Source organism: Ferruginibacter sp. SUN106, assembly GCF_050611765.1.
In the GTDB taxonomy this organism is placed as follows: domain Bacteria; phylum Bacteroidota; class Bacteroidia; order Chitinophagales; family Chitinophagaceae; genus Ferruginibacter.
The window spans coordinates 677,258-700,660 of the sequence record NZ_JBODJC010000002.1 but is presented as its reverse complement, the minus strand read 5'-3'; the positions used below and the strand labels follow the sequence as shown (position 1 = coordinate 700,660).

At 37.8% G+C, this 23,403-nt stretch carries 18 protein-coding genes; 8 read left to right on the top strand and 10 right to left on the bottom strand.

Annotated elements, in window-relative coordinates; genetic code table 11:
• Nucleotides 1-15: 15 nt before the first annotated feature.
• The 4 genes from ACQ334_RS08955 to ACQ334_RS08940 all read right to left on the bottom strand — a co-directional run bounded on the left by ACQ334_RS08955 (nucleotide 16) and on the right by ACQ334_RS08940 (nucleotide 3,954).
• Nucleotides 16-966, bottom strand: a complete 951-nt coding sequence (locus ACQ334_RS08955; RefSeq protein ID WP_430987853.1) for a ComEA family DNA-binding protein — start codon at nucleotides 964-966, stop codon at nucleotides 16-18.
• 56 nt (nucleotides 967-1,022) lie between these two features.
• Complete coding sequence (locus tag ACQ334_RS08950; RefSeq protein WP_430987852.1) at nucleotides 1,023-1,802, bottom strand: MBL fold metallo-hydrolase; 780 nt, start codon at nucleotides 1,800-1,802, stop codon at nucleotides 1,023-1,025.
• 143 nt (nucleotides 1,803-1,945) lie between these two features.
• Nucleotides 1,946-2,215 carry a hypothetical protein gene (locus tag ACQ334_RS08945; protein ID WP_430987851.1) on the bottom strand — a complete coding sequence of 90 codons (270 nt, stop codon included), beginning with the start codon at nucleotides 2,213-2,215 and terminating at the stop codon, nucleotides 1,946-1,948.
• A gap of 182 nt (nucleotides 2,216-2,397) precedes the next feature.
• Nucleotides 2,398-3,954: a response regulator gene (locus tag ACQ334_RS08940; protein ID WP_430987850.1), complete on the bottom strand. Its 1,557-nt coding sequence runs from the start codon at nucleotides 3,952-3,954 to the stop codon at nucleotides 2,398-2,400.
• 220 nt (nucleotides 3,955-4,174) lie between these two features.
• On the opposite strand from ACQ334_RS08940, the gene ACQ334_RS08935 reads away from it, so the two are divergent.
• The 6 genes from ACQ334_RS08935 to ACQ334_RS08910 all read left to right on the top strand — a co-directional run bounded on the left by ACQ334_RS08935 (nucleotide 4,175) and on the right by ACQ334_RS08910 (nucleotide 12,482).
• Nucleotides 4,175-5,356 carry an HD domain-containing protein gene (locus tag ACQ334_RS08935; RefSeq protein WP_430987849.1) on the top strand — a complete coding sequence of 394 codons (1,182 nt, stop codon included), beginning with the start codon at nucleotides 4,175-4,177 and terminating at the stop codon, nucleotides 5,354-5,356.
• 76 nt (nucleotides 5,357-5,432) lie between these two features.
• Nucleotides 5,433-6,482: a UDP-3-O-(3-hydroxymyristoyl)glucosamine N-acyltransferase gene (gene lpxD / locus ACQ334_RS08930; protein ID WP_430987848.1), complete on the top strand. Its 1,050-nt coding sequence runs from the start codon at nucleotides 5,433-5,435 to the stop codon at nucleotides 6,480-6,482.
• 143 nt (nucleotides 6,483-6,625) lie between these two features.
• A complete protein-coding gene (locus ACQ334_RS08925) occupies nucleotides 6,626-9,106 on the top strand; it encodes a DUF5686 family protein (protein WP_430987847.1) in 2,481 nt (826 codons plus the stop codon).
• 156 nt (nucleotides 9,107-9,262) lie between these two features.
• Nucleotides 9,263-10,669, top strand: a complete 1,407-nt coding sequence (locus ACQ334_RS08920) for a bifunctional UDP-3-O-[3-hydroxymyristoyl] N-acetylglucosamine deacetylase/3-hydroxyacyl-ACP dehydratase (protein WP_430987846.1) — start codon at nucleotides 9,263-9,265, stop codon at nucleotides 10,667-10,669.
• Nucleotides 10,670-10,779: 110 nt separating this feature from the next.
• Entirely contained in the window at nucleotides 10,780-11,577 is a 798-nt protein-coding gene (gene lpxA / locus ACQ334_RS08915) for an acyl-ACP--UDP-N-acetylglucosamine O-acyltransferase (protein ID WP_430987845.1), read from the top strand.
• Nucleotides 11,578-11,861: 284 nt separating this feature from the next.
• Entirely contained in the window at nucleotides 11,862-12,482 is a 621-nt protein-coding gene (locus tag ACQ334_RS08910) for an ABC transporter ATP-binding protein (RefSeq protein WP_430987844.1), read from the top strand.
• Nucleotides 12,483-12,510: 28 nt separating this feature from the next.
• Here ACQ334_RS08910 and ACQ334_RS08905 read toward each other — a convergent pair whose 3' ends face one another.
• From ACQ334_RS08905 to tsaE, 3 genes are all read right to left on the bottom strand, one after another.
• Complete coding sequence (locus ACQ334_RS08905; RefSeq protein ID WP_430987843.1) at nucleotides 12,511-13,101, bottom strand: Uma2 family endonuclease; 591 nt, start codon at nucleotides 13,099-13,101, stop codon at nucleotides 12,511-12,513.
• 45 nt (nucleotides 13,102-13,146) lie between these two features.
• Complete coding sequence (locus tag ACQ334_RS08900) at nucleotides 13,147-14,361, bottom strand: alanine dehydrogenase (protein WP_430987842.1); 1,215 nt, start codon at nucleotides 14,359-14,361, stop codon at nucleotides 13,147-13,149.
• Between the two features lie 122 nt (nucleotides 14,362-14,483).
• Complete coding sequence (gene tsaE, locus ACQ334_RS08895; RefSeq protein ID WP_430987841.1) at nucleotides 14,484-14,900, bottom strand: tRNA (adenosine(37)-N6)-threonylcarbamoyltransferase complex ATPase subunit type 1 TsaE; 417 nt, start codon at nucleotides 14,898-14,900, stop codon at nucleotides 14,484-14,486.
• Between the two features lie 62 nt (nucleotides 14,901-14,962).
• On the opposite strand from tsaE, the gene ACQ334_RS08890 reads away from it, so the two are divergent.
• Nucleotides 14,963-17,092, top strand: a complete 2,130-nt coding sequence (locus ACQ334_RS08890; protein WP_430987840.1) for a heavy metal translocating P-type ATPase — start codon at nucleotides 14,963-14,965, stop codon at nucleotides 17,090-17,092.
• A gap of 22 nt (nucleotides 17,093-17,114) precedes the next feature.
• Entirely contained in the window at nucleotides 17,115-19,016 is a 1,902-nt protein-coding gene (locus ACQ334_RS08885; protein ID WP_430987839.1) for a RecQ family ATP-dependent DNA helicase, read from the top strand.
• Between the two features lie 282 nt (nucleotides 19,017-19,298).
• Here ACQ334_RS08885 and ACQ334_RS08880 read toward each other — a convergent pair whose 3' ends face one another.
• From ACQ334_RS08880 to ACQ334_RS08870, 3 genes are all read right to left on the bottom strand, one after another.
• Nucleotides 19,299-21,224: an LTA synthase family protein gene (locus ACQ334_RS08880; protein ID WP_430987838.1), complete on the bottom strand. Its 1,926-nt coding sequence runs from the start codon at nucleotides 21,222-21,224 to the stop codon at nucleotides 19,299-19,301.
• 62 nt (nucleotides 21,225-21,286) lie between these two features.
• The gene (locus ACQ334_RS08875; protein ID WP_430987837.1) at nucleotides 21,287-21,808 is read right to left on the bottom strand and encodes a hypothetical protein; all 522 of its coding nucleotides are present in this window, start codon (nucleotides 21,806-21,808) and stop codon (nucleotides 21,287-21,289) included.
• A gap of 28 nt (nucleotides 21,809-21,836) precedes the next feature.
• The gene (locus ACQ334_RS08870) at nucleotides 21,837-23,393 is read right to left on the bottom strand and encodes a helicase HerA-like domain-containing protein (RefSeq protein WP_430987836.1); all 1,557 of its coding nucleotides are present in this window, start codon (nucleotides 23,391-23,393) and stop codon (nucleotides 21,837-21,839) included.
• Nucleotides 23,394-23,403 lie beyond the last annotated feature (10 nt).

The window sequence follows — 23,403 nt, the reverse complement described above, 5'->3', positions numbered from 1 at the left end:
CGGGTGTTAGCCTTTTTATTGAACAGTAAGATAAGGGGCAGCTTTACTATAAACCTCTTCCGTAACCAGCATTATGTTTTTAATATCTGCTACTGAAGAGAAATTACCATGCTGTGCTCTGTACTGTACAATAGCATTGGCAATATTGTACCGGATGTAGGGATGTGCTTTCAATTCATCAACTGTAGCGGTGTTAATATTAAGTTGCTTAATGCCTGAATTACTAATTGATAATCTTGCTTTTATTTTTTGGAAAGTGCTATCGGGCAAACCAAAAGTTTCACCTACCTGTTCTGGTTTATAAAAACCACCCAGCTTATCCCTGAAGTTGATAATACGCTGTGCCAGTTTACTGCCGATACCTGGCAATGCAATAAAGGCGGAGGTGTCAGCATTGTTGACATCAATAATTGAAGGTGAGTTTTTAGGCTTATCATAGGTTTTTGCTTCATAAGTTTTTTGAGGATAAGTATTTTCTTTTGGCGCAATCTGAATATAGGGAATCATGCGTTGCACTTCATCAGGATGCAGGCCCCATATCTTACTGATATCTTCAGGCTTATAAAAATGCCCGCCCTTGTTTACATAATTCTGAATAATAGCAATCGTTTTATCTTTTACACCCAATCTTTGCCAATCAGCAGTGGTGGCTGTATTGGGGTCAAAATAAAAAAGCTCGCCTTTATTTTTTGTGTTATAATTATTTTCAGCAGGCTGATAATAATTGGGATAGTTATCTTCATCAAAATTCTTTTTTACATATTGATTAGCGGTGTCCTGTTGTTTTATTTTAAGCGTTGCAATTTCTTTTTCAAAAACGGTAGAATCAACAGTTTTTGATTTAATAAATAATGGATATAAGAACGGTAATAACGTAAAAACAATAATTAAAAACAGCAGTATAAAAATGCCGGTGCGTTCTTTTTTAGTAAACGAGAAGTAAGAAGATAAAAGTTGTTTCCACATAAGCTAATAGTATTAATGACACAAAAGTTTGTACCGGTAATACTATTAAGTGGAAATTATTCGAAAGAAAGTTGCATGCCATCCCAGGCTAATGCAATACCAGCTGGTAAATCGGCACTCACTTCTTCGTGCCTGCCTAACTGGTGGCTGATGTGAGTAAAATAAGCTTTGGGTATTTTAAGCTCCTGCACTTCGGCAATGGCTTCATCTAAAGTATAATGAGAAATATGTTTTTCTTTACGCAATGCATTCAATACTATGACATCACTGCCCTTTATTTTTTCTTTTTCATTCTCCTCAATCCTGTTAGCATCGGTAATGTAAGTAAACTTACCAAATCTGAAACCCAGTACCGGCATTTTATGATGCCATACTGAAATTGGAATTACTGGAATATCGCCAATGTAGAAAGGCTCGCCATTAATGGTATTTAAACTGATCTCCGGTATGCCGGGATATTTTTTATCAGAGAATGCGTAGGCAAATTCTCTTTTAATAGCTTCTTCTGTAAGTGAATTGGCAAAAACCTGCATGGCTTTTTTCTGAAAATAATTAAAAGGCCTTACATCATCCAGCCCGGCAACATGATCTTTGTGTGGATGCGTAAACAGTATAGCATCTAACGTTTTTACTTCAGCCCTCAGCATCTGGTACCTGAAATCGGGAGTAGTGTCTACAACAATGGTTGTGGTATCACTTTGTACTAAAATACTACTGCGTAAACGTTTATCTTTTTTATCGGGAGAGGTACAGACATAACAACTGCAAGCTACCATGGGGACACCGCTACTGGTGCCGGTACCAAGAAATGTTATTTGTAAAGGGGGACAATGCACTTTGCAAAAATAGGGATTTGGAACAGGGCAAAAGCTTTAAGCTACAAGTTTCAAGGGATTATCCCTTAATTCTGAACAATTATCAAATAATAAATCTTATTGAAATAGTAAGTAGCCCCTTGTAGCTTGTGGCTTGCAGCTGATTATTTGCTTGCCTCAGCAGCCATTACTTCTTCATACATCTTCTGGCTTTCGTGTGTGAGTGCATCAAAATTGATCTCTAATTGAGGCATCAGATCAACAAGGGTATTTATCCTGCCTTCTGTTTGAAAGAATTTATTGAGTACGATAACTTTTTTAGCCTGTAAAATACAATAGCCACTCTGGAAGTTTCCTCTTTCGTAACGGATTACATAACCGGCTTCCTCTGCAATTCTCTCTATTTTATCTAATATGTTTGATGTGTATTTCATTCCCGTGAATCGTCAGTTGTGAATCGTGAATTTTAAACACTACAAAAATAAAGCAGTAATGAGCTTAACGTGGCTTTACTTATCAACAAACGTTGATAAAAATTTACAGACTACCTGATACTCTCAGCAGGCTATCTGATTAAAAAACTCTTTGTAAGCCTCTTTAAGGGTTTCGGGCTGTATTATTTATTCGTCATCCTTATCACCGGCACAATCATTTCTTCCAGGCTTACTCCGCCATGCTGAAAAGTATTCTTATAATAATTTACAAAGTGATTGTAATTGTTAGGGTAACATAAAAAAAGATCGCCTTTAGCAAAAATGAAACTGGAGTTTACATTGGGAACCGGAAGGCCAGCTTCTCTCGGGTCCCTGTATGCCAATACATCTTTTGTTTCATAGTTGAGGTTACGGCCATGTTTATAGCGCAGGTTGGCCGTGGTTTGTTTATCGCCAATTACTTTAGCTGGCGTTTTTACTCTTACACTGCCATGATCTGTAGCTACGATCATCGTTAATTTTTTATCGGCAATTTTTTTAAGTGCTGCATGCAAAGGCGAATGCGTAAACCAGCTTTCAGTAATACTTCTGTAACTTGTTTCATCACCTGCTAATTCTTTCAACACTTCCATTTCAGTACGGGCATGGCTCAGCATATCTACAAAATTGTACACAATGATATTAATATCGTTTTGCAGCATATTATGAATATTGTCTACTAATTTTTGCCCGTCGTGGTTATTGGTGATCTTGGTGTAGGAATATTTAAGATCACTTTTTCCTAGTCTTTTTAATTGTGCTTTAAAGAAATCTTCTTCAAACATATTTTTTCCTCCCTCTTCGTCATCGTTTTTCCACTGTACCGGAAATTGTTTTTCTATATCTACCGGAAGCAAACCTGCAAAGATGGCATTACGGGCATATTGAGTAGCTGTGGGTAAAATCGAATAAAAAGTTTCTTCTTCATGAATGCGGAAGCTTTCTGCAAAAATCGGCTGAATGGTTTTCCATTGGTCGAAACGTAAATTATCTATCAGTACAAAAAATAAAGGAGTGCCTTTTTCCAGATGCGGAAACACTTTAAACTTCATTAAAGTATTACTCATGATTGGAGCGGCAGTACTTTTAGGTCCTACCCAGGAGGCATAATTTTTAGAAATAAACTTAAAAAAATCATTATTAGCCTCTGCCTTTTGCGATTGAAATATTTCCTGCATTTCAGGACTATCACTTTTCTTCATTTCCAGCTCCCAGAAAACTAATTTTTTATAAATATCCATCCAGGCATTGTAATCAGGATTATCACTTAATGCCATAAACAAACTGCGAAACTCCTGCTGATAGGCAGAAGTGGTTTTTTCGGCTACCAGTCTTTTGTTGTCAATAAGTTTTTTCAAACTCAGCCATACCTGGTTGGGATTTACCGGCTTAATTAAATAATCACTTATTTGCGAACCAATGGCTTCATCCATCAAATTCTCTGCTTCATTTTTAGTAATGAGTACAACGGGTAAATTGCTGTTCACTTCTTTTATCTGCTGCAATGTTTGCAAGCCGGTTAACCCCGGCATACTTTCATCCATCAACACTACATCTACAATATTGTCTTTTACAAATTCAATAGCATCAAAGCCATTGGTTTTGGTTTGCACCTCGTAACCTTTATTTTCTAAAAACATGATCTGAGAAGTCAGGCTGTCGATCTCATCATCTACCCAAAGAATTTTTGCTATGCTCATATAAATAGTTGATAGTTGATAGCTGATAGTTGAAAGTTGATAATGCTGCATTTAGCTTTACTATGAACCATGAACTATAAGCCATGAACTGGTTTAAGCAAATTTAATTTTTTATATCAATGATGGAGTGCTTTATTTAGCTTTGTACATCTTTTAACAAATAGCAATGTTGAATAGAAACAATACTGATTATTTTCATCTAACATCTGTCAACTAAAAAATGTCTTTTCGCAAAATAATAAACGATCCCGTGTATGGTTTTATTACCATTGATGACGAGCTGATCTACCAAATCATTGCCCATCCTTATTACCAGCGCCTGCGCCGTATCAACCAAATGGCAATGGCGTACCTGGTTTATCCCGGAGCCGTACATACAAGATTACATCATTCTTTAGGCGCTTATCATTTAATGAGCAACGCTTTAAATGAATTAAAGAGCAAAGGTGTTGAAATAAATGGGGCAGAAGAACAGGCAGCAAAAATTGCAATTCTTTTGCATGATGTGGGGCATGGGCCTTTCAGCCATGCATTGGAACATGTACTGGTAGAAGGTATGCACCACGAAGAAATTTCATTGCTGATCATGCAAGAGCTGAACCTTCAGCTGGATGGTAAACTGCAATTGGCAATAGATATATTTAAGGGCACTCATCCTAAAAAATTCTTACACCAGCTCATCAGTGGCCAGCTGGATGTGGACAGGATGGATTATTTAACAAGAGATAGTTTTTTTAGTGGTGTAAATGAAGGTGTGATTGCATACGACCGTATCTTAAAAATGCTTACGGTACATAATGGCGAATTAATGGTGGAAGAGAAAGGCATTTATTCTATTGAAAAATTTTTAGTGGCACGCCGCCTTATGTACTGGCAGGTGTACCTGCATAAAACAGTGAATTGTGCCGAACAAATGCTGCAGCGCATTGTTAAAAGGGCTAAGCAGATAAATGTTGCTACTCCGGGCCCATTGCATAAACTGATTAATGCACCTGATACAAAGATTACCATTGAGGAATTTTGCGGATTAGACGATTATGACCTGCATGCCGCCATAAAAGCCTGGAGTGTGCATGAAGATAAAGTACTGTCGATATTATGCAAAGGCATTATTAACCGCCAGCTTTTAAAAACAAAATATTTTGGAGACCCGGTAGATAAAAATTTGCTGAACGAAAAGTCGGCAGCTGCACAAACTAAATATAACTTAACGGAAGAAGAGGCAGGCTGGTTGGTTTTTACAGGCGAAGCTGCAAGCAGTACTTATAATTTCGATAACGAACATATTTACATTTTGTTTAAGGATGGTGCTGTTAAAGACATATCAGAAGTGGATAATGCCCTCATCAATCAAAATATGAGGGGTAAGGTTAAAAAATATTACATTTGTTACTTAAGATAGCTACAAGTTATCAGCCTCAAGCTGCAAGAATAATACCGCTACTTGAAGCTTGTGGCTTGCAGCTCAAAACTCATTTATGCAATTCTCTGCAACACAAATAGCCATGATAATTGGCGGAAAAGTAGAAGGCAATGGCGATATCGCTGTAGCTTCTTTTGGTAAAATAGAAGAAGCCAAAGAAGGGCAACTGGCTTTTTTAGCCAATCCCAAATACGAAGAATTTTTGTACAGCACCAAGGCATCTATTATCATCATCAATGAAACTCAGGAATTAAAACAACCTGTTACTGCAACATTAATTAAAGTACCTGATGCCTATACTTCTTTTGCGGTTTTACTAGACAAATACCAACAAATACAAAGGCAACAGCTAAGTGGTATTCAGCAACCGGTGTATATTGATGCAACAGCAAAAACAGGCGAGAATGTTTTTATAGGTGCTTTTGCTTATTTAGGGCAAAATGTTATTGTAGCTGACGGTGCCAAAATTTACCCGAATGTTTTCCTGGGTAATAATGTTATTGTTGGCGAAAACACCATTATTCATCCGGGGGTAAAAATTTACCACGATTGTGTGATTGGCAAAAACGTAGTGATACATGCAGGCACGGTTATTGGAAGTGATGGCTTTGGATTTGCTCCCCAGGCAGATGGCACTTTTAAAAAAGTACCACAGATAGGCAACGTAATTATAGAAGATGGTGTGGAAATTGGGGCTAATGCTACTATTGACAGGGCCACTATCGGCAGCACTTTAATTAAATCCGGTGCCAAGCTGGATAACCTGTTACAAATAGCTCATAATGTGGAAGTGGGTAATAATACTGTAATTGCAGCGCAGAGTGGCGTAAGTGGTAGTACAAAAATCGGGAATAATGTAATGATAGGCGGGCAGGCTGGAATAGTTGGACATATCAATATTGGCGATGGTGCAAAAATTAATGCACAAAGTGGTGTAAGTAAATCGCTTGAAGCTGGTAAGGCTGTTACCGGTTCGCCGGCACACGATTATACCGCTGCCTTACGTAGCCAGGCTGCCAGCCGTAAATTGCCCGATATGGAAAAACGTATACAGGAATTAGAAAAACAAATAGCTGCTTTAAGAGAAAAAAAAGAAATTCTATAAAGCTTTTTATTTTTTTGCCAACGATTTTGCTGCTTTTGTAATCTATTAATTTGTAAAACATACGTATTACAAATTAAAACCCGGTTAGTTATTCAGGTAGATACCCGGGTTATTTTATTAATCAGTATCAACTAAATATTACATTGAATTTTTTACGTTATTTTTTTTTAGCAGCATTTATCTTTTTTACAGCACAACTTAATGCACAAAGCCTCAGCTTTAAAGGTGTTATACAGGATGCTCATACTAAAGAACCGGTAAGTTATGCATCAATATATTTTGCAAGGTCGGGTGTGGGAAAGACTTCTGATAGTGCCGGTAATTTTTCTTTTTACATCAGCAAATTTTCAAAAGACACCTTGGTGGTAACCTATGTTGGGTACGAAACTTATAAAGTGCCTGTTAACGACTCTGTAAATAACAAAACAATCGTGATACAGTTGCAACGTGGTGCAGCAACCAATGGAGTAACAGTAAAGTCAAAAATTAATAAGGGGTTGTATTTGTGGAAGAAGATCATGAGCAAAAAGAAACAGTACAATCGCTACAATTTGCCCAATTTTGGTTACGAGGCTTATAATAAATTAGAGATTGATATTAAAAATTTTAAGGCGGACAAAGCAAAGAAAAATTTTCTGCTGAAACCTTTCTCTTTTATTTTCGATAATATAGATAGCACTTCCGAAAAAGAACCTTTTTTGCCTGCCTACCTTTTAGAAAGTGTGAGTGATTACGCTTTTCAAAAAAATACCAAAAAATATTTTGAGAACATTAAAGCCAGTAATACCAAGGGCTTTACCAATGAAAGCATCAGTAAGCTGATGGGAGTAATGAACCAGAATGTAAATGTGTATGGCAATTATGTGAATGTGATGGATAAGGATTTTATTGGCCCGTTCAATGAAAATGCAGATATATACTATAACTTTTCTGTGCCTGATACGCAGCTGATCGGGGGAAAAAAAGTATTTCACTTTGTTTTTTCACCCAAACATGCAGGGCAAAATACTTTTGAAGGTGATGCCTGGGTTATATCACAAACCTACCAGATACAGAAAATAAGTTTATACCTTGGTAAAGATGCTAATATCAATTATATCGACCGCATCAGTGTATTCCAGGAATTTATTCCCATCAACGATAGTGTGTATTTTTTAAACAGGGATAAATTTTTTGCCGATTTTAAAATACTCGGTAAACAATCGCTCACTTTTATCGGGAGAAAAACAACATCCTACCGCAACATTATTATTAACAGCGATTCTATCACTGATTTATTTAAGCAACAACCGATTGAAGAAGTAGTAAAAACTTCTCCGGGTAGTAATTTAAAAACAGATTCGGTATGGAATGTGTTGCGGCATGATACTTTATCCACCAATGAAAAAGCGATCTATGCTACTGTAGATAAACTCCTGCAAATGCCCAAATTTCAGCGTTTGCAAAACACGTTGAAATTTATCGGCACCGGGTATAAACAATTAACCAATTACGAGATCGGCCCCTGGTTCAATTGGATAAGCAGTAATAGTTGGGAAGGCATTCGCACCCGTTTTGACCTGGGCACTACCACAGGCTTCAATAAACATATCTACCTGCATACTTATTTAGCATATGGCTTTAAAGATAAAAAATTTAAAGGGCAGGCAGAAGCTTTCTGGATTGTAAAAAGAGATCCTAAACGTTTTCGTTTACACCTTTCTTATTATAATGATATTGATAATGGTATCAACCAGATTGGTGACGTAGGCCAGGATAATATTTTTTCTTTAGCTATCCGCAAACCCAATACCACAAGAAAATTTATCCAGTTGCAGGATGTGAGGTTTGAAATATTTAATGAACTGGGCAAAGGATTTTCTACTGAATGGTTTATTTCTCACCGGCAATACACACCGCTGAAAAATTTGCCTTTTAAAGAAAGCTTTGTTGTAAATGAAGGCCTGCCATTATCCAGTTTTGAAGTAGCATTGAAATTGCGTTTTGCTTACCTGGAGCAATTTGTAGAAGGTGATTATTTCCGTTACTCATTAGGTACAAAATATCCTATTGCTGAACTCATGTTAACGAAAGGGTTTTCAGGTGTTTTAAACAGCGCTTACAATTATACCAGGATAGGATTAACAATAAAGGATTACATGAAAATATCTCCCTACGGTTCCTTCTCATATAAATTGTATGCCGGAAAAGTGAATGGCACGTTGCCTTTTACACTTTTAGAAAATCATCCCGGCAATGATATTTATTATTACAATCCCGGAAGTTTTAACCTGATGAACCGTTTTGAATATTTGAGCGATCAATACGCCGGCGCTAATATTGAGCATAATGTAGGCTCGGGTTTATTCCGCTTTATTCCATTTACCCGTAAATTAAAATTGCGCCAGTTCTGGAATGCTAAAGCGGTTTGGGGATCGTTGAACGATGAAAATGCAGCCATTAATAATAAAGCAGGTACGTTTAAAACGTTAAACGGCACTTCTTACCTGGAAGTAGGCACCGGTATCGATAATATCCTTAAGGTACTTCGCCTGGATTTTGTGTGGCGTGTATTACCAAGGCCTTTGCCTGTTAATAAAACCTCCCGTTTTGGTATTTTTGGTAGCTTCCAGTTCCAGTTTTAGGGAGGTTTATAGTTAAAAGTTTATAGTTAAAGGTTGAACTTAATTGCAGCATACTTTTCCGGAATAAGTGGGGCCCCACTCTGAAGTCCTGACTATAAACTATGAACTATCAACCATCAACTATTCTTATCTTTGCACCCAAAATTTTCAACTCTGATGGATAACAATTTCAATCCTGATAAACAACATACGCTTGCTGCATCGGTAAGTATTTCAGGTACGGGCCTGCACACAGGTGTAAATGTGGATATGACGTTAAAGCCCGCCAATCCCGGCTTTGGTTTTCAGTTTCAACGTATCGACTTACCAGGAATGCCGGTAATTAAAGCCGATTGCGACCTGGTAACCGATACTTCAAGAGGAACAACTTTAGAACAAGGTGATACTAAAGTGAGTACTGTAGAACATATTCTGGCTGCTTTAGTGGGTATGGGCGTAGATAATTGCCTGATCGAGATCAATGGCCCGGAAATTCCGATCATTGATGGTAGTAGCGAACCTTTTGTGGAAATTATTGAAGAAACCGGTGTTTTGGAACAGGATGCTGCCAAAGCCTGGTACACTATCGATACCAATATTACCCATTACGATGATGTGAAGAGGGTAGATATGACGGCGCTTCCGGCAACAAATTATCAAATTACAACGCTGATCGATTTTAACAGCCCTGTGTTAGGCACGCAACATGCCAGCTTAAAATCTATAAAAGAATTTAAAGTTGAAATTGCACCTTGCCGCACTTTTTGCTTTTTACATGAATTAGAAATGTTGCTGGATAATAATCTTGTAAAAGGTGGCGACATCAATAATGCTATTGTGGTGGTAGATAAACCTGTTACCGATGAAGAAATGAGCCGCCTTGCAAAAGCGTTTGGCCGTACTAAGGTAGAAGTGAAAAGCGAAGGTTATTTAAATAATTTAGAACTGCGTTTCCCTAACGAACCGGCACGTCATAAACTATTGGATGTAATTGGTGATCTTGCATTGATCGGTTATCCGATTAAAGCGCATATCATTGCCAACAGGCCGGGCCATAGCAGTAATGTGGAGTTTGCCAGAAAAATAAAACAATACATCAAAAAGAATAAACACACCAAGGATATTCCGATCTATAATCCCAATCAGCAGCCGGTGTATACACAGCAGCAGATTGAAAAAACATTGCCACACCGCTTTCCGTTTTTGTTTGTAGATAAGATCATTGAGTTGAGTGATAAACAAATTGTAGGTATCAAAAACGTAACCTTCAACGAGTTTTTCTTCCAGGGCCATTTTCCCGGAAATCCGGTAATGCCAGGCGTATTGCAAATTGAAGCACTGGCACAAACAGGTGGTTTGCTTTGTATCAATGCCATGCCCGAGGGACAGTATGATACTTACTTCTTAAAAATTGAGAATTGTAAGTTCAAACAAAAAGTGGTACCCGGTGATACCATGATACTGAAAATGGAATTGATTGAACCTATACGCCGTGGTATTTGTATTATGAGAGGTAGCGTATACGTAGGTAATAAATTGTGTACCGAAGCAGATTTAACTGCTCAGTTAGTAAAGAGAAGTTAACTGGTTCATTGGTTAACTTCGGAACGTCCCGGTCATTTCGGGAGTTAATTAGTAAATCAGTAAATTCGTTTGCCAATCACAAATCATAAATCATATATCATAAATCAAAAATGATTCACCCACATACATACATACACCCCAGCGCAAAGCTTGCTACTAATGTAAAGATCGATCCCTTTAGTGTGATTCACCCTAATGTGGAAATAGGAGAAGGGACCTGGATAGGCAGTAATGTGACCATTATGGAAGGGGCAAGAATTGGCAAGAACTGCCGCATCTTTCCCGGTGCAGTGATAGCAGCTATTCCGCAGGATTTAAAATATGAAGGCGAACAAACCACTGTTGAAATTGGCGACAATACTACCATACGTGAATTTGTAACGGTTAACCGTGGCAGTAAAGACCGTTGGACAACAAAGGTTGGTAACAACTGCCTCATTATGGCGTACAGCCATATTGCACACGATTGTATTGTGGGTAATAACTGTATCATGAGCAACAATACGCAAATGGCCGGGCACGTGGTGATGGGTGATAACGCTATTCTTGCAGGTATGTGTGCAGTACACCAGTTTGTACAAATTGGCCAGCATGCATTTATAGCCGGAGGAAGTTTAGTAAGCAAAGATGTGCCGCCTTATATAAAAGCAGGACGTACACCATTGAGTTATGCCGGAGTAAATTCCGTAGGATTAAAACGCCGTGGTTTTTCATTGGATCGTATTAACCAGATACTCGATATCTACCGCATTATTTACAACAAGGGCATGAATACTTCCCAGGCATTAAATTATATTGAAGAAGAATTTCCGGCAACAGATGAAAGAGACGAGATAGTAACGTTCATTCGTGAAAGTGGAAGAGGAATTATTAAAAGGTTTACGAAAGGAAGCTCGGACGATGAATAAAATGCATCACCAGGTTAGTTACTTTTTAATAGGGGCAAAATGTTCAATAAACAATGTTCAATGCTCAATATTCAATCAAAAAAAGAGTAAGAACTTTGAGCAGTTGATGGGTTTTCTACAATAGCTCAGACATTTAATGGTATGCATTTCCATTGAAAATTGAGTGTTGAAAATTGAACACTGAATATTTTTTGGCACAAGCTGGCAATAAAATTAAAGCACCTAAAAATTTGAACTCCCCCTTCGAGTTCTCCCGATGCATCGGGAGGTTGGGATGAGGTAATATGAATATCACCCTTAACAACGTTGGCAAAAGATTTAACCGGGAGTGGATATTCCGCCACTGCAGTTACCAGTTTCAGTCAGGAAGAGCATATGCTATTACCGGCTCCAATGGTTCGGGCAAATCAACTTTATTACAGGTAATATCCGGTTCTCTTACACATAACGAAGGCAGTGTTACAGTTAAAAATGATCAACAGCAAACAGTAGCTGCCGAACAATTGTATACTAACATTTCTATCGCTGCACCTTACTTAGAATTGATTGAAGAAATGACGGCTAAAGAAATGCTGGATTTTCATATACAATTCAAGCCATTGATTGATTCTGTTTCAATCAATGAAATATTACAAACCGTAGGTTTACTAAACGCTGCCAACAAACAAATACGCTATTACAGCAGTGGTATGAAGCAAAGGTTAAAACTGGCGCTGGCATTCTTCAGCAATACCCCCATTTTATTATTGGATGAACCTACTACTAATTTAGATGCTGATGGTACCGCCTTGTATCATCATTTGATCAGCAATTATACTAAAGGGAAATTAGTAATTGTAAGCAGTAATGATAAACAGGAGTATGAGTTTTGTGATGAAGTGATAAGGATTGGGGATTATAAATAAAAAAGTAGAGTTAAAACAAATGTTTCAATTAACTTTTTTCCGTTTCTTCAAATCCAATGTTCTCATAAATTACGCTTACCGGTAACACAAACCCCAGTCTTTCAAATTCAATAGTCTCATTTAAGTTTTCAAAAGTCTGGTACTGCCAAATCTGGCTATCATTAATGCGGCTGTACACTTCTACCATAATTTCTTTTTGCGCAACCAATACGTAATAATTAAGGCTTTCTATTCTTTTATAATATTTGAGTTTTACTTCTTTATCATATAACGCTGTTGAGTCGGAAAGTACTTCAAAAATTATAGAGGGATTTTTAACATATAAATCACTTCCCTTTATATTATCATTACAGGTATAAATTAAATCAGGATAAACGTAAAATTCATTCTTCTCAATTTCTAATTTCATTCCATCAATAAAAACATCGCAACCGACTTTTTTGGTTGTTCTTAAAGCAATTGCAATGTTTAAAATAATATTATTATGGCTTTTGCTGCTACCTGCCATTGCAAAAATCTCCCCATGGTAAAAATCATGTTTTTCCACACTGGTTTCTTCCATTGCCATGTATTCGGCAAAAGTATATTTTCTATCACCTTTTGGGATTGCGGAACTCATACTGCTTAAATTTCAAGAATAAAATTACATTTTTTTTGTAAAGCACTACCTCCTGCTTGCTATCAGCAAATTCAGATCCGTATACTTCAAATCAAAACGTTCACTCAGGTAAAAATTAGTAAGACTGCCCTTAAACAAATAAATCCCACTGCGGATATTTATTTTATACCAGATCACATTATCAATACCACCATCTTCGCCGGTTTCTAATAACAAAGGCATTAATACATTACTGATAGCCTGCGATGCTGTACGTGCAAAACCGCTGGGGATATTGGGCACGCAATAATGGATCACATCATATTGCTTAAATACCGGGTGTTCATGCGTTGTTACCCTGCTGGTTTCAAAACAACCACCACGATCGATGCTTACATCAACAATTACACTGCCGGGGCGCATATTGCTTACTGTTTCTTCCATTACAACAATCGGTGTTCTGCCACCGGTGCTGCTTAATGCACCAACGGCTACATCGCAGGTTTTTAATTGTTTGGCTAAAATTTTAGGTTCAATAACGGAAGTCCATAAACGACCACCAATATTATTTTGCAAACGCTTTAAACGATAGATACTGTTATCAAATATTTTTACGCTGGCCCCCATGGCTAATGCCGTTCTTGCAGCATATTCTCCTACAATACCGGCACCAATGATAATTACTTTTGTTGGCGGGATACCACTGATGCCTCCCACCAATACACCTTTACCATTATTGGCATTACTTAAATATTGCCCTGCAATCAGCATTACAGCGCTGCCTGCAATTTCGCTCATGCTGCGTACTATAGGATTGTGGCCGCTGTCATCTTTTAAATTCTCAAAACTTAAGGCGGTGATTTTTTTATCCATCATCTTCTGCAATATTTCTCTTTGCATTACTGCAAGGTGAATAGGAGAGATGATGTATTGCCCGTACTTCAATAGTTCGCATTCACTTTCACTTACCGGCGCACTCTTTACTAAAATATCACACTCATATACTTCTTTTTTATCGTAGGCAATCTTAGCACCTGCTTCACTATAATCTTTATCGGTATAACTGGCTCCGTGGCCGGCTTTTGTTTCCACCACCACTCTGTGACCATTCGCCACCATTACACCAACTGCTTCGGGTGTAAGTGCAATACGGTTTTCGCTAAAGGAAGTTTCCTTGGGTATTCCTATAAACAACTCTGCACCTTTTGGTTTAATGTCCAGGGTCTCTTCTAATGTTTCGTAGGTAAAAGAAGGCGATACAAAGGGTTTTGACGTAGCCACGGTGTTTTAATTGATAATTGTTTAATTAATAATTGATACTGCTAGTGCATCTCAAATTACATTTTTTTTTGCAACCTCTTGCTAAAGAAGGAGTGTTAATTTATAAAACTGCTAATCTCCCATTAGAGGTTAGGCACATTGAGTTTTCGGGTGTTAGTATCCAGCATTGTAATAGTCACATGCAAAGTATTGTCGGGAAAAATACCAGGTGCTTTTTCAGGCCATTCTACCAGGCAGGTATCGCCTGAATAGAGACAGTCTTCCACTCCGGCATTAATGGCTTCGTTCTCATTTCTCAGCCTGTACAGGTCCATATGATAGATTGTATTGCCCGGTGCAGCCGTATATTGATTGATAATTGAAAAAGTAGGACTGGAAATAGTACCCTTTACACCCATGGCTTCGCACAAGGCATGTATAAAGGTGGTTTTGCCGGCACCCATTTCGCCGTGAAAAGCAATTACTTTGTTTGAACCAGTGCCGGCTAAAAAAGTTTTAGCAGCATTCTTTATGTCTTCCAGCTTAAAAATTACCTCCATGTTGCAAAGATATTTTCCTTCATTAGTAATTGGGTAACAATTGCAATAAATAATTTTGCCCTATGGAAAAAGTTGAATGGAAAGTAGATGGGATGGATTGCACTAATTGTGCCTTAACGATCACAAAATATCTTCAAAAGGAAGGTATGAAAGAGGTGAAAGTGAATTTTATCGGCGGCGATGTAAACTTTGAACTGAATGGCAATAAATCTAAAGAAGAGCTTTCTAAAGGAATTGCAGATTTGGGATATACAGTTAAAAGCGAAGAACTAGCAACGAACAACAAAAAACGAACAACTTTTTTTACCAATCATTTACAACGTTTTATTTTCTGCCTGCCTTTTACCCTGGTGCTGATGCTGCACATGTTACCATGGCATATTCATTTTTTAATGAACCCATGGATACAAATGGCTATTTGCTTACCTGTTTTTATTGTGGGCATGAGTTATTTTGGTGTAAGTGCTGTTAAGAGTTTACTCAGGGGAATTCCCAATATGAATGTATTGATTGCAATTGGTGCTTTAGCAGCATTTGTATACAGTTTAATTGGCACCATCGGCAATTACGGAATGGATTATGTTTTTTATGAAACGACAGCTACAATTATCACCCTGGTTTTTTTAGGTGAATGGGTTGAGCATAAAGCCGTTTCCACCACACAAAAAGAATTGAACAAATTAGCCGGCAATCAAAAAGTAATGGCTAATATGATTGCGTTTGACGAAGAACATAAAGAATTAATTTTTCCTGTTGAAAATACACAACTGCATAACGGCGATTTAATCCTCATAAAATCCGGTGAACAGGTCCCAACCGATTGTAAAATTTTATGGGGAGAAGCTTATGTAAGTGAAGCATTGTTAACGGGAGAAAGCAAACCTATTCACAAACAAAAAAAAGATACTTTAATTGGCGGTAGTTTATTTACTGACGGCACTGTAAAAGCACAGGTAACAGCCGTTGGAAAAGATACCGTACTCAGCAATATTTTAAATTTAGTAAAACAGGCACAGGGAGAAAAGCCACCGATACAACAATTGGCCGATAAGATAAGTGCCATATTTGTACCCGTGGTATTGGGCATTGCTGCCCTTACTTTTTTATTAAATTATTTTGCTTTTGATATTTCAGGCACACAATCTTTAATGCGGAGTATTGCGGTGCTGGTGATCAGTTGCCCTTGTGCAATGGGCCTGGCAACACCGGCAGCTATTGCAGTAGGATTAGGCAGGGCTACAAAAAAAGGTATCCTTTTCCGCAATGCCAAAAGCCTGGAATTATTTAAAAATATTACCACCGTTGTTTTTGACAAAACAGGTACGCTTACTAAAGGGCAATTAACCATTTCAAAACTTGAGTGTATCAATGTGAGTGAAGAAGAATTTAAAAGACTGGTTTTCTCCATGGAAAAATTCTCCAATCATCCTATTGCCAAAGCAATAACCAACGAATGGAAAATTAATAATCCCATTAACTGGAAAAAGATTGAAGAAGTAAAAGGCATTGGAATAAAAGCAGAAGATAAAGATGGCAATGTATTTCAATTAGGTAGACTGGATGGTGGACAACAGGTAGCGGGCCATGGAACCACTCACGACCCTCACGCTGCCTATCTCACCAAAAACAACACCCTGCTTGGTTGGTTTGATATGGATGATGAAATAAGAGAAGAAGCCGTTGAAGTGATTCAATACCTGCATTCAAAAAATATAAAAACTATTTTATTAAGTGGAGATAGTATAGAAAGATCTAATAAATTGGCAACTGCTGTTGGCATTGATGAAGTGTATGCAGAAAAAACGCCTGCTGATAAATTGGCAATCATTGAAAAATTAAATGCAGCATCACCTGTAGCCATGATTGGCGATGGTATTAATGATGCACCGGCTTTAGCAAAAGCAACTATTGGTATTTCAATTGCTGATGCATCGCAATTAGCTATGCAAACAGCGCAGGTGGTATTAACCAATAACGGTATCAAATATCTGCCATTAGCATTGGGGCTGGGTAAACATACTTTCTCCACCATTAAGGGCAATCTCTTCTGGGCATTTATTTATAACATAGTGGCTATTCCAGTTGCGGCTATGGGATTTTTACATCCTGGTGTTGCCGCACTGGCAATGGGTTTCAGCGATGTAGTGCTGGCTATAAATTCAATACGCCTCAATTACAGGAAAGTAATTTAATTTCAGGTTAAAATAATTTGATTTGACAGGCCGGGAAATACTCAAACAATATTGGGGTTATGATGCTTTTCGTCCGCTGCAGGAAGATATTATCAACGCAGTACTGCATGGAAAAGATGTATTGGCATTGCTGCCAACAGGAGGTGGTAAATCCATTTGCTTCCAGGTACCTGCATTAGCTAAAGATGGGATATGCCTGGTGGTTAGTCCGCTTATTGCATTGATGAAAGACCAGGTGGAAAATTTAAAACGAAAAGGTATTGATGCATTGGCGGTATATAGTGGCATGAGTTTTTTAGAAGTAAAAAAAACATTGCAGAATGCAGCTTATGGTAATTATAAATTTTTATACGTTTCTCCCGAAAGATTAGAGACCAATTTATTTTTAGAATACCTGCCTGTAATGAATATCAGTCTGCTGGCTGTAGATGAAGCCCATTGCGTATCGCAATGGGGATACGATTTTCGTCCGCCTTACCTGCGTATTGCCAACCTGCGGGAGTTGTTGCCAAATGTGCCTGTATTGGCATTAACAGCATCTGCAACAAAAGTGGTGCAGGATGATATCTGCGAAAAATTATTATTCAGTAAAACGCAGCAACGTTTTCAGCAATCATTTGAAAGGCCTAATCTTTCTTACAGCGTTTTCAATATCGCTTCTAAACAAAATAAATTACTGGAGATAGTAAAGAATGTGCCGGGCACTGCCATTGTATATTGCAAAAGCAGGAAGCAGACCAAAGAAATTGCAGACCTGCTGAGGATGAACAGCATCAATGCAGATTTTTATCATGCCGGGTTGAACAACGAAGAAAGAAATAAAAAACAGGAAAGCTGGATACAAAATAAAACAAGAGTGATTGTTTGCACCAATGCTTTTGGAATGGGCATTGATAAGCCCGACGTAAGAGTGGTAGTGCATTACGATGTGCCCGATTGCCTGGAGAACTACTACCAGGAAGCCGGAAGAGCAGGAAGGGATGGCAGAAGGGCTTACGCAGTATTGCTGTACAGTAACAAAGAACTGGAAAATCTGCAACAACAAAGTGGTATCCGTTTTCCGGGTGCAGAAGAAATAAAGAATACATATACTGCTTTAATGAATCATTTACAGGTAGCAGCAGGCAGCGGCGAAGGAATGAATTACGACCTGGACTTAGGAGCATTTACGGCGGCTTTTAAATTAAATATACTCAACACTACTTACGCCATTAAAGCATTGGAACAGGATGATGTGATAAGTTTTAATGAAATTATTTTTAAACCCTCTGCAGCATTGGTAATTGCTAACAGGAACGACCTCACGGAGTTTGAGAAAATACATCCTGAACTGGAACCAATGATCAAAGGCTTATTACGGTCATACGAAGGTATTTTTGATTTCCCGGCAATAGTTCATGAAATACAGCTGGCAAAGTTTTTACGGAAAGATGCTGATGCTGTAAAAAAAGAATTGAAGCAGTTAAATGATTACGGTATCATCATGTATTCGCCACAAAACGAGAAGCCACAAATTACGTTACTTAAAAACAGGATGTATGCAGACAGTTATGCAGTTAACATCACCGCACACTTGCAGCGAAAGAAAAATTTTGAACAAAGAGTTGCTGCAATGCTCTATTATGTAAATAGCACTACCAGTTGCAGGAGTAAATTAATTGCAGCCTATTTTAATGCAGCCACGACAAAGTCGTGTGGCATTTGTGACAATTGTATCAATGAAAAAGCCCTTACTATATCAAAAGAAGAGTTTGAACAAATAGCCACCAGTGTATTGCAGTTGATAAAAGACACACCATTACCTGTAAAAGACATTCAACAGCATTTAAAAAATGTTAAAAAAGAGAAATTATGGAAAGTGATCAATTATTTGCTGGCAGAAAATAAAATAGCTTCTAATAAAGCGGGGGATGTTTTTATCTAAGATTCTGTTTTAGTGTTAATTACTAATGTTTCAACATTAAACAAACAAACGGGAGGGTAAAAAATAAAAAAAGGGACCAAGATAGAAATCTAGTCCCGCTTTAAAATCCAATATCCTATGAAAAACCGAAACGAAGATAATGCGGAATTTACCATTTGACAACATTTTTATGAAATATTTTTGAAATATTTTATTGTGCAAGCCCTTGCACAATAATGTTTAAAGTACACAGTTACATCTATTTTATTGCTGTAAATCAACTAGTTATAAAGATAAATATAGCTATTTTATCATTTTATAACCACCATTTTTATATAAGTAATTAGCCCCCTGGTACCAGGCAATTGCCTCATTAATAAGTGCCTGATCGGGTGCAATTTTGGCTGCTGCGCCGGAAGTGAAGTTAGGGGTGAAGGTTTCGATTTTCTTTTGAGGAGATAGTATCACCAACTTGCCATCTTTGATATAGCCCATATCCTGGTAAGTGCTTATAAATGCCCTTTCTCTGCCTGCAGGCGTTTTAAAAATGTCATAACCTAAAAAGCGGCTGGTATAGTTCAGGTTCAGCATGCCCAATATTGTTGGGGCCAGGTCGATCTGGCTGGTAAGGCGTTGCTCAAGATTGGGTTTGATAAGATCCGGGGCATAAATGAAGCAGGGGATATGGTAACGGTTAACCGGCAGATCGGTTTTACCGGCACTTTTACTGCAATGGTCGGCAACTATCACAAACACGGTATTTTTAAACCAGGCCTTTTGCTGAGCATCTTTTAAAAACTTGTTTATAGCATAATCGGTATACTTAACGCCTCCGGCAATAGATTGTGAAGCTGAAGGAATGTCAATCCTCCCATCCGGGAAAGTATAAGGCCGGTGGTTACTCACCGTCATAATATGATTAAAGAAGAGTTTGTTTGCAGCAAAACTTTTATCACACTGCGTTAAAGTGTAATCAAACGCACCTTCGTCATCAATACCCCATGCTGTTGTGTAGTGCACCATTTTTTCCGGGATGTCTCTTTTATCTAAAACGGTATAACCATTGCCGCCAAAATATTTGCCCATATTATCAAAGAAGGCATTGCCGCCGTAGATATAATTAACATCGTAGCCTTTTGTTTTTAAAACATTGCCCATTGTAAACATATCGCCATTATCGGGTCGTCTTACAATCGATTGACCTGGTGTTGGTGGAATAGCCAATGATAACGCTTCCAGGCCTCTTACAGTTCTGGTACCACTGGCATAAAAATTTTCGAAGAATAAACTGTGTGGAATAAGCGAATCTAAAAACGGCGTGATATTTTCTTTATTGCCGAAATGTTTTAAATAATCGCCGCTTAAACTTTCTACACTTATCAATACCACATTCCATTTATTTTCGGCACTGTCATTCTTAATTACTCTTTCAATGCTTAAAGGGTTATTAGTAAATGTGGCATTGGGTGCCTGCAACATATCTTTCAAAATTTTAAAATTGGCCGTATCATTTTTTGTAGCATAAAAACGATTGTAATCAATTTCATTATTCCAATATGCGGTACCAAATTCGTAAATCCCATTGCCGCCCAATTCATTTACATAATTATTGTTGGTAATATTTTTAAAACGATTGTTCACAAAAAAATATCCGGCAGCTGTAACTAATAAAAATATTCCGAAGAAGGTACTGCGTTTTGCGAAGCGCATACTTACCTGCTGCGATGCAATAATTTTTTTTCTTACTAAAAACACTACTGCAATAGTAGCTAATACAACACCAACGCCAATAAGTGGTATATTGTAAGATTCCCAGATATTACCGAGAACTTCAGTTGTGTAAATAAGATAATCAACGGCAATAAAATTATACCGCACACTAAACTCATCCCAGAAAGTAATTTCTGCACCGGCATTCAGTAATAAAATAAAACTGATGAGGAAAAATAAAATGAAAAGAAAAATGCGATGCCATTTCTTTTGATAAATTGAATCCTTCATCAACCAGCAATACAATGCCACCGGTATGGCAAAGAAAGAACTCACCACCAGGTCGTAAAAGAAACCAATCAAAAAAATACCAAGAAAGCTAAGCGGATTTAATTCAAGCGAAGGCCAGCTTTTTATTAAGAGTATGATCCTTGTGATAAAACTAATGGCGCAAACTAAAACAGCTACTATTGCCACAGGGCCAAAACGATGTTTAAAAACAGATTGGAATTTTATCATTTTACAAAAATACAACTACCCTGTTGTTTTAAGGTGTCAATTGTATTTTTTATGTTTGGTAATTACCGCTGCCAAAATTTCCACCATGCCTTCCTGGGTATGTTTTGCCGGATTTTATTAAGGTCAATATTTTCAGAATTACTAACGGTTTTTAATTTGTCATTTTCTGACTGAGTAAAATATTGCAGCATGATAATAACATAATGATAAAAATCAGACTCTCTTCCTTCAAGCCTCCTTTTTATCACTCTTTGTCCAGGTTCTACAGACCATCCATTTGCAGCTACCACCTTAAAGTTTACATACCAGCTTTCGTCATTTGGGTCAATCTCAATTTTTGAATTAACTGAGTGTTGTATAAAAACTTCAGATAAATATGCAGCAACTCCGGTCATAATAAAACCATGCCTTTTAGCAAAACTGCTATCCGGGTTTACTAATTCCCCATCTTTAAATTCGTCGTCAAAAAGCCTGTCCAATTCTTTTACACTCTCCACGCTAAAGTCCAGAGAAATATTTATTGAAGCGTATTGCTGGATTATATAAGAACAAGCGTTATTTAACTCCTGTAATTTTTCTTCCATATAGGTAGCAGTGATTAAATATTTATGTTTAAAACCAGCTCTTGCTTTTAGATGACTTGCTTCTGCCTCCCAAACCCAATGCCCCCAGTAATGAACGCACTATTGTATTACCGGCAGTACGTACCATACTTTTTACGATCGTGTTATTAGCCACTTTTTCAAAAGTTGATTCTTCTCCTTTTTTAGATTTAGTATCAGCATCATTACCCTGGTCCTGGTTTTTATCGGCAGCTTCCTGCAGTTTGGCAGTTAATATTTCGTAAGCGCTCTGGCTGTCGATAGCCTGGTTGTATTTGGCTACCAGTTTTGATTTGCCTGTCAATGTATCAATCTCAGCATCAGTTAAAATATCCATACGGCTGCGTGGCGCACAAAGCATCACGTGGGCTAATGGAGTAGGAATACCTTTTTCATTCAGCATAGTTACCAAAGCTTCCCCAATACCTAATTGAGTGATCAGGTCTTCTGTTTTATAAAATTCTGTTTCAGGATAATTTTCTGCTGTTTGTTTAATTACTTTTCTGTCGGCAGCAGTAAATGCCCTTAATGCATGTTGTACTTTTAAACCCAATTGCGCCAATACACTTGCAGGTACGTCCATGGGGTTTTGTGTGCAAAAGAAAATACCAATGCCTTTGGAGCGGATGAGTTTTACAATTGTTTCAATCTGTTGCAATAATGCTTCGCTGGCTTCATTAAAAATTAAATGGGCTTCATCAATAAACATTACCAGCTTGGGTTTATCCAGGTCGCCTTCTTCCGGGCAACTGGCATATAATTCTGCCAGCATCTGCAACATAAAGGTGGAAAATAATTTAGGTTTATCCTGCAGGTCTGTCACACGCAATACGTTGATCATGCCTCTGCCATCGTCGCTCATGCGCATGAGGTCATCTACCTCAAAACTTTTTTCGCCAAAGAAAATGTCAGCACCCTGTTGTTGTAGTTCAATTACTTTACGTAAAATAGTGCCGGTACTGGTAGTTGAAATTTTACCGTAAGTCTTTTCTATTTCAGCCTTTCCTTCATCACCGATGTATTGCAATACTTTAATAAAATCTTTCAGGTCCAGCAAAGGCAATTTAGTGTCATCGCAGTATTTAAATATCATTGCCACCACACCACCTTGTGTATCATTCAGGCCCAAGATCTTTGTCAGCAGCACAGGGCCAAATTCGCTTACGGTTGCCCTTAAGTGAACGCCTTTTTGGCCGGTTAAGGTCATAAGCTCAGTTGCAAACAAAGCAGGCTTATACTCCATATTTAATTTGGCATAACGGTCTTTTACTTTATCATTAGTAGCGCCTTCTGCAGCAATGCCACTCAGGTCACCTTTAATATCCATTAGTAAAACCGGTACACTGTTATCACTTAAAAACTCACTGATCATTTGCAGGGTCTTTGTTTTACCGGTACCTGTAGCGCCGGCAATTAAACCATGGCGGTTCATTGTTTTTAAGGGGAGATTAATAGCTGCTTCTGCCACCACTTCACCGTCTAAAACGGCAGCACCTATTTTTACAGATTCTCCTTTAAAAGTGTAGCCATCTTTTATGGCTTGTATAAAAGCTTCTTTACTGGGCATTGGTTATAAT

Excerpts from the sequence above, each read along its gene's own strand:
- ACQ334_RS08890 (WP_430987840.1), top strand. The coding sequence starts at position 14,963 with ATGGAAAAAGTTGAATGGAAAGTAGATGGGATGGATTGCACTAATTGT.
- ACQ334_RS08935 (WP_430987849.1), top strand. The coding sequence starts at position 4,175 with ATGTCTTTTCGCAAAATAATAAACGATCCCGTGTATGGTTTTATTACC.
- ACQ334_RS08910 (WP_430987844.1), top strand. The coding sequence starts at position 11,862 with ATGAATATCACCCTTAACAACGTTGGCAAAAGATTTAACCGGGAGTGG.
- lpxD (WP_430987848.1), top strand. The coding sequence starts at position 5,433 with ATGCAATTCTCTGCAACACAAATAGCCATGATAATTGGCGGAAAAGTA.
- ACQ334_RS08880 (WP_430987838.1), bottom strand. The coding sequence starts at position 21,224 with ATGATAAAATTCCAATCTGTTTTTAAACATCGTTTTGGCCCTGTGGCA.
- tsaE (WP_430987841.1), bottom strand. The coding sequence starts at position 14,900 with ATGGAGGTAATTTTTAAGCTGGAAGACATAAAGAATGCTGCTAAAACT.
- lpxA (WP_430987845.1), top strand. The coding sequence starts at position 10,780 with ATGATTCACCCACATACATACATACACCCCAGCGCAAAGCTTGCTACT.
- ACQ334_RS08940 (WP_430987850.1), bottom strand. The coding sequence starts at position 3,954 with ATGAGCATAGCAAAAATTCTTTGGGTAGATGATGAGATCGACAGCCTG.
- ACQ334_RS08875 (WP_430987837.1), bottom strand. The coding sequence starts at position 21,808 with ATGGAAGAAAAATTACAGGAGTTAAATAACGCTTGTTCTTATATAATC.
- ACQ334_RS08905 (WP_430987843.1), bottom strand. The coding sequence starts at position 13,101 with ATGAGTTCCGCAATCCCAAAAGGTGATAGAAAATATACTTTTGCCGAA.
- ACQ334_RS08920 (WP_430987846.1), top strand. The coding sequence starts at position 9,263 with ATGGATAACAATTTCAATCCTGATAAACAACATACGCTTGCTGCATCG.
- ACQ334_RS08945 (WP_430987851.1), bottom strand. The coding sequence starts at position 2,215 with ATGAAATACACATCAAACATATTAGATAAAATAGAGAGAATTGCAGAG.
- ACQ334_RS08955 (WP_430987853.1), bottom strand. The coding sequence starts at position 966 with ATGTGGAAACAACTTTTATCTTCTTACTTCTCGTTTACTAAAAAAGAA.
- ACQ334_RS08870 (WP_430987836.1), bottom strand. The coding sequence starts at position 23,393 with ATGCCCAGTAAAGAAGCTTTTATACAAGCCATAAAAGATGGCTACACT.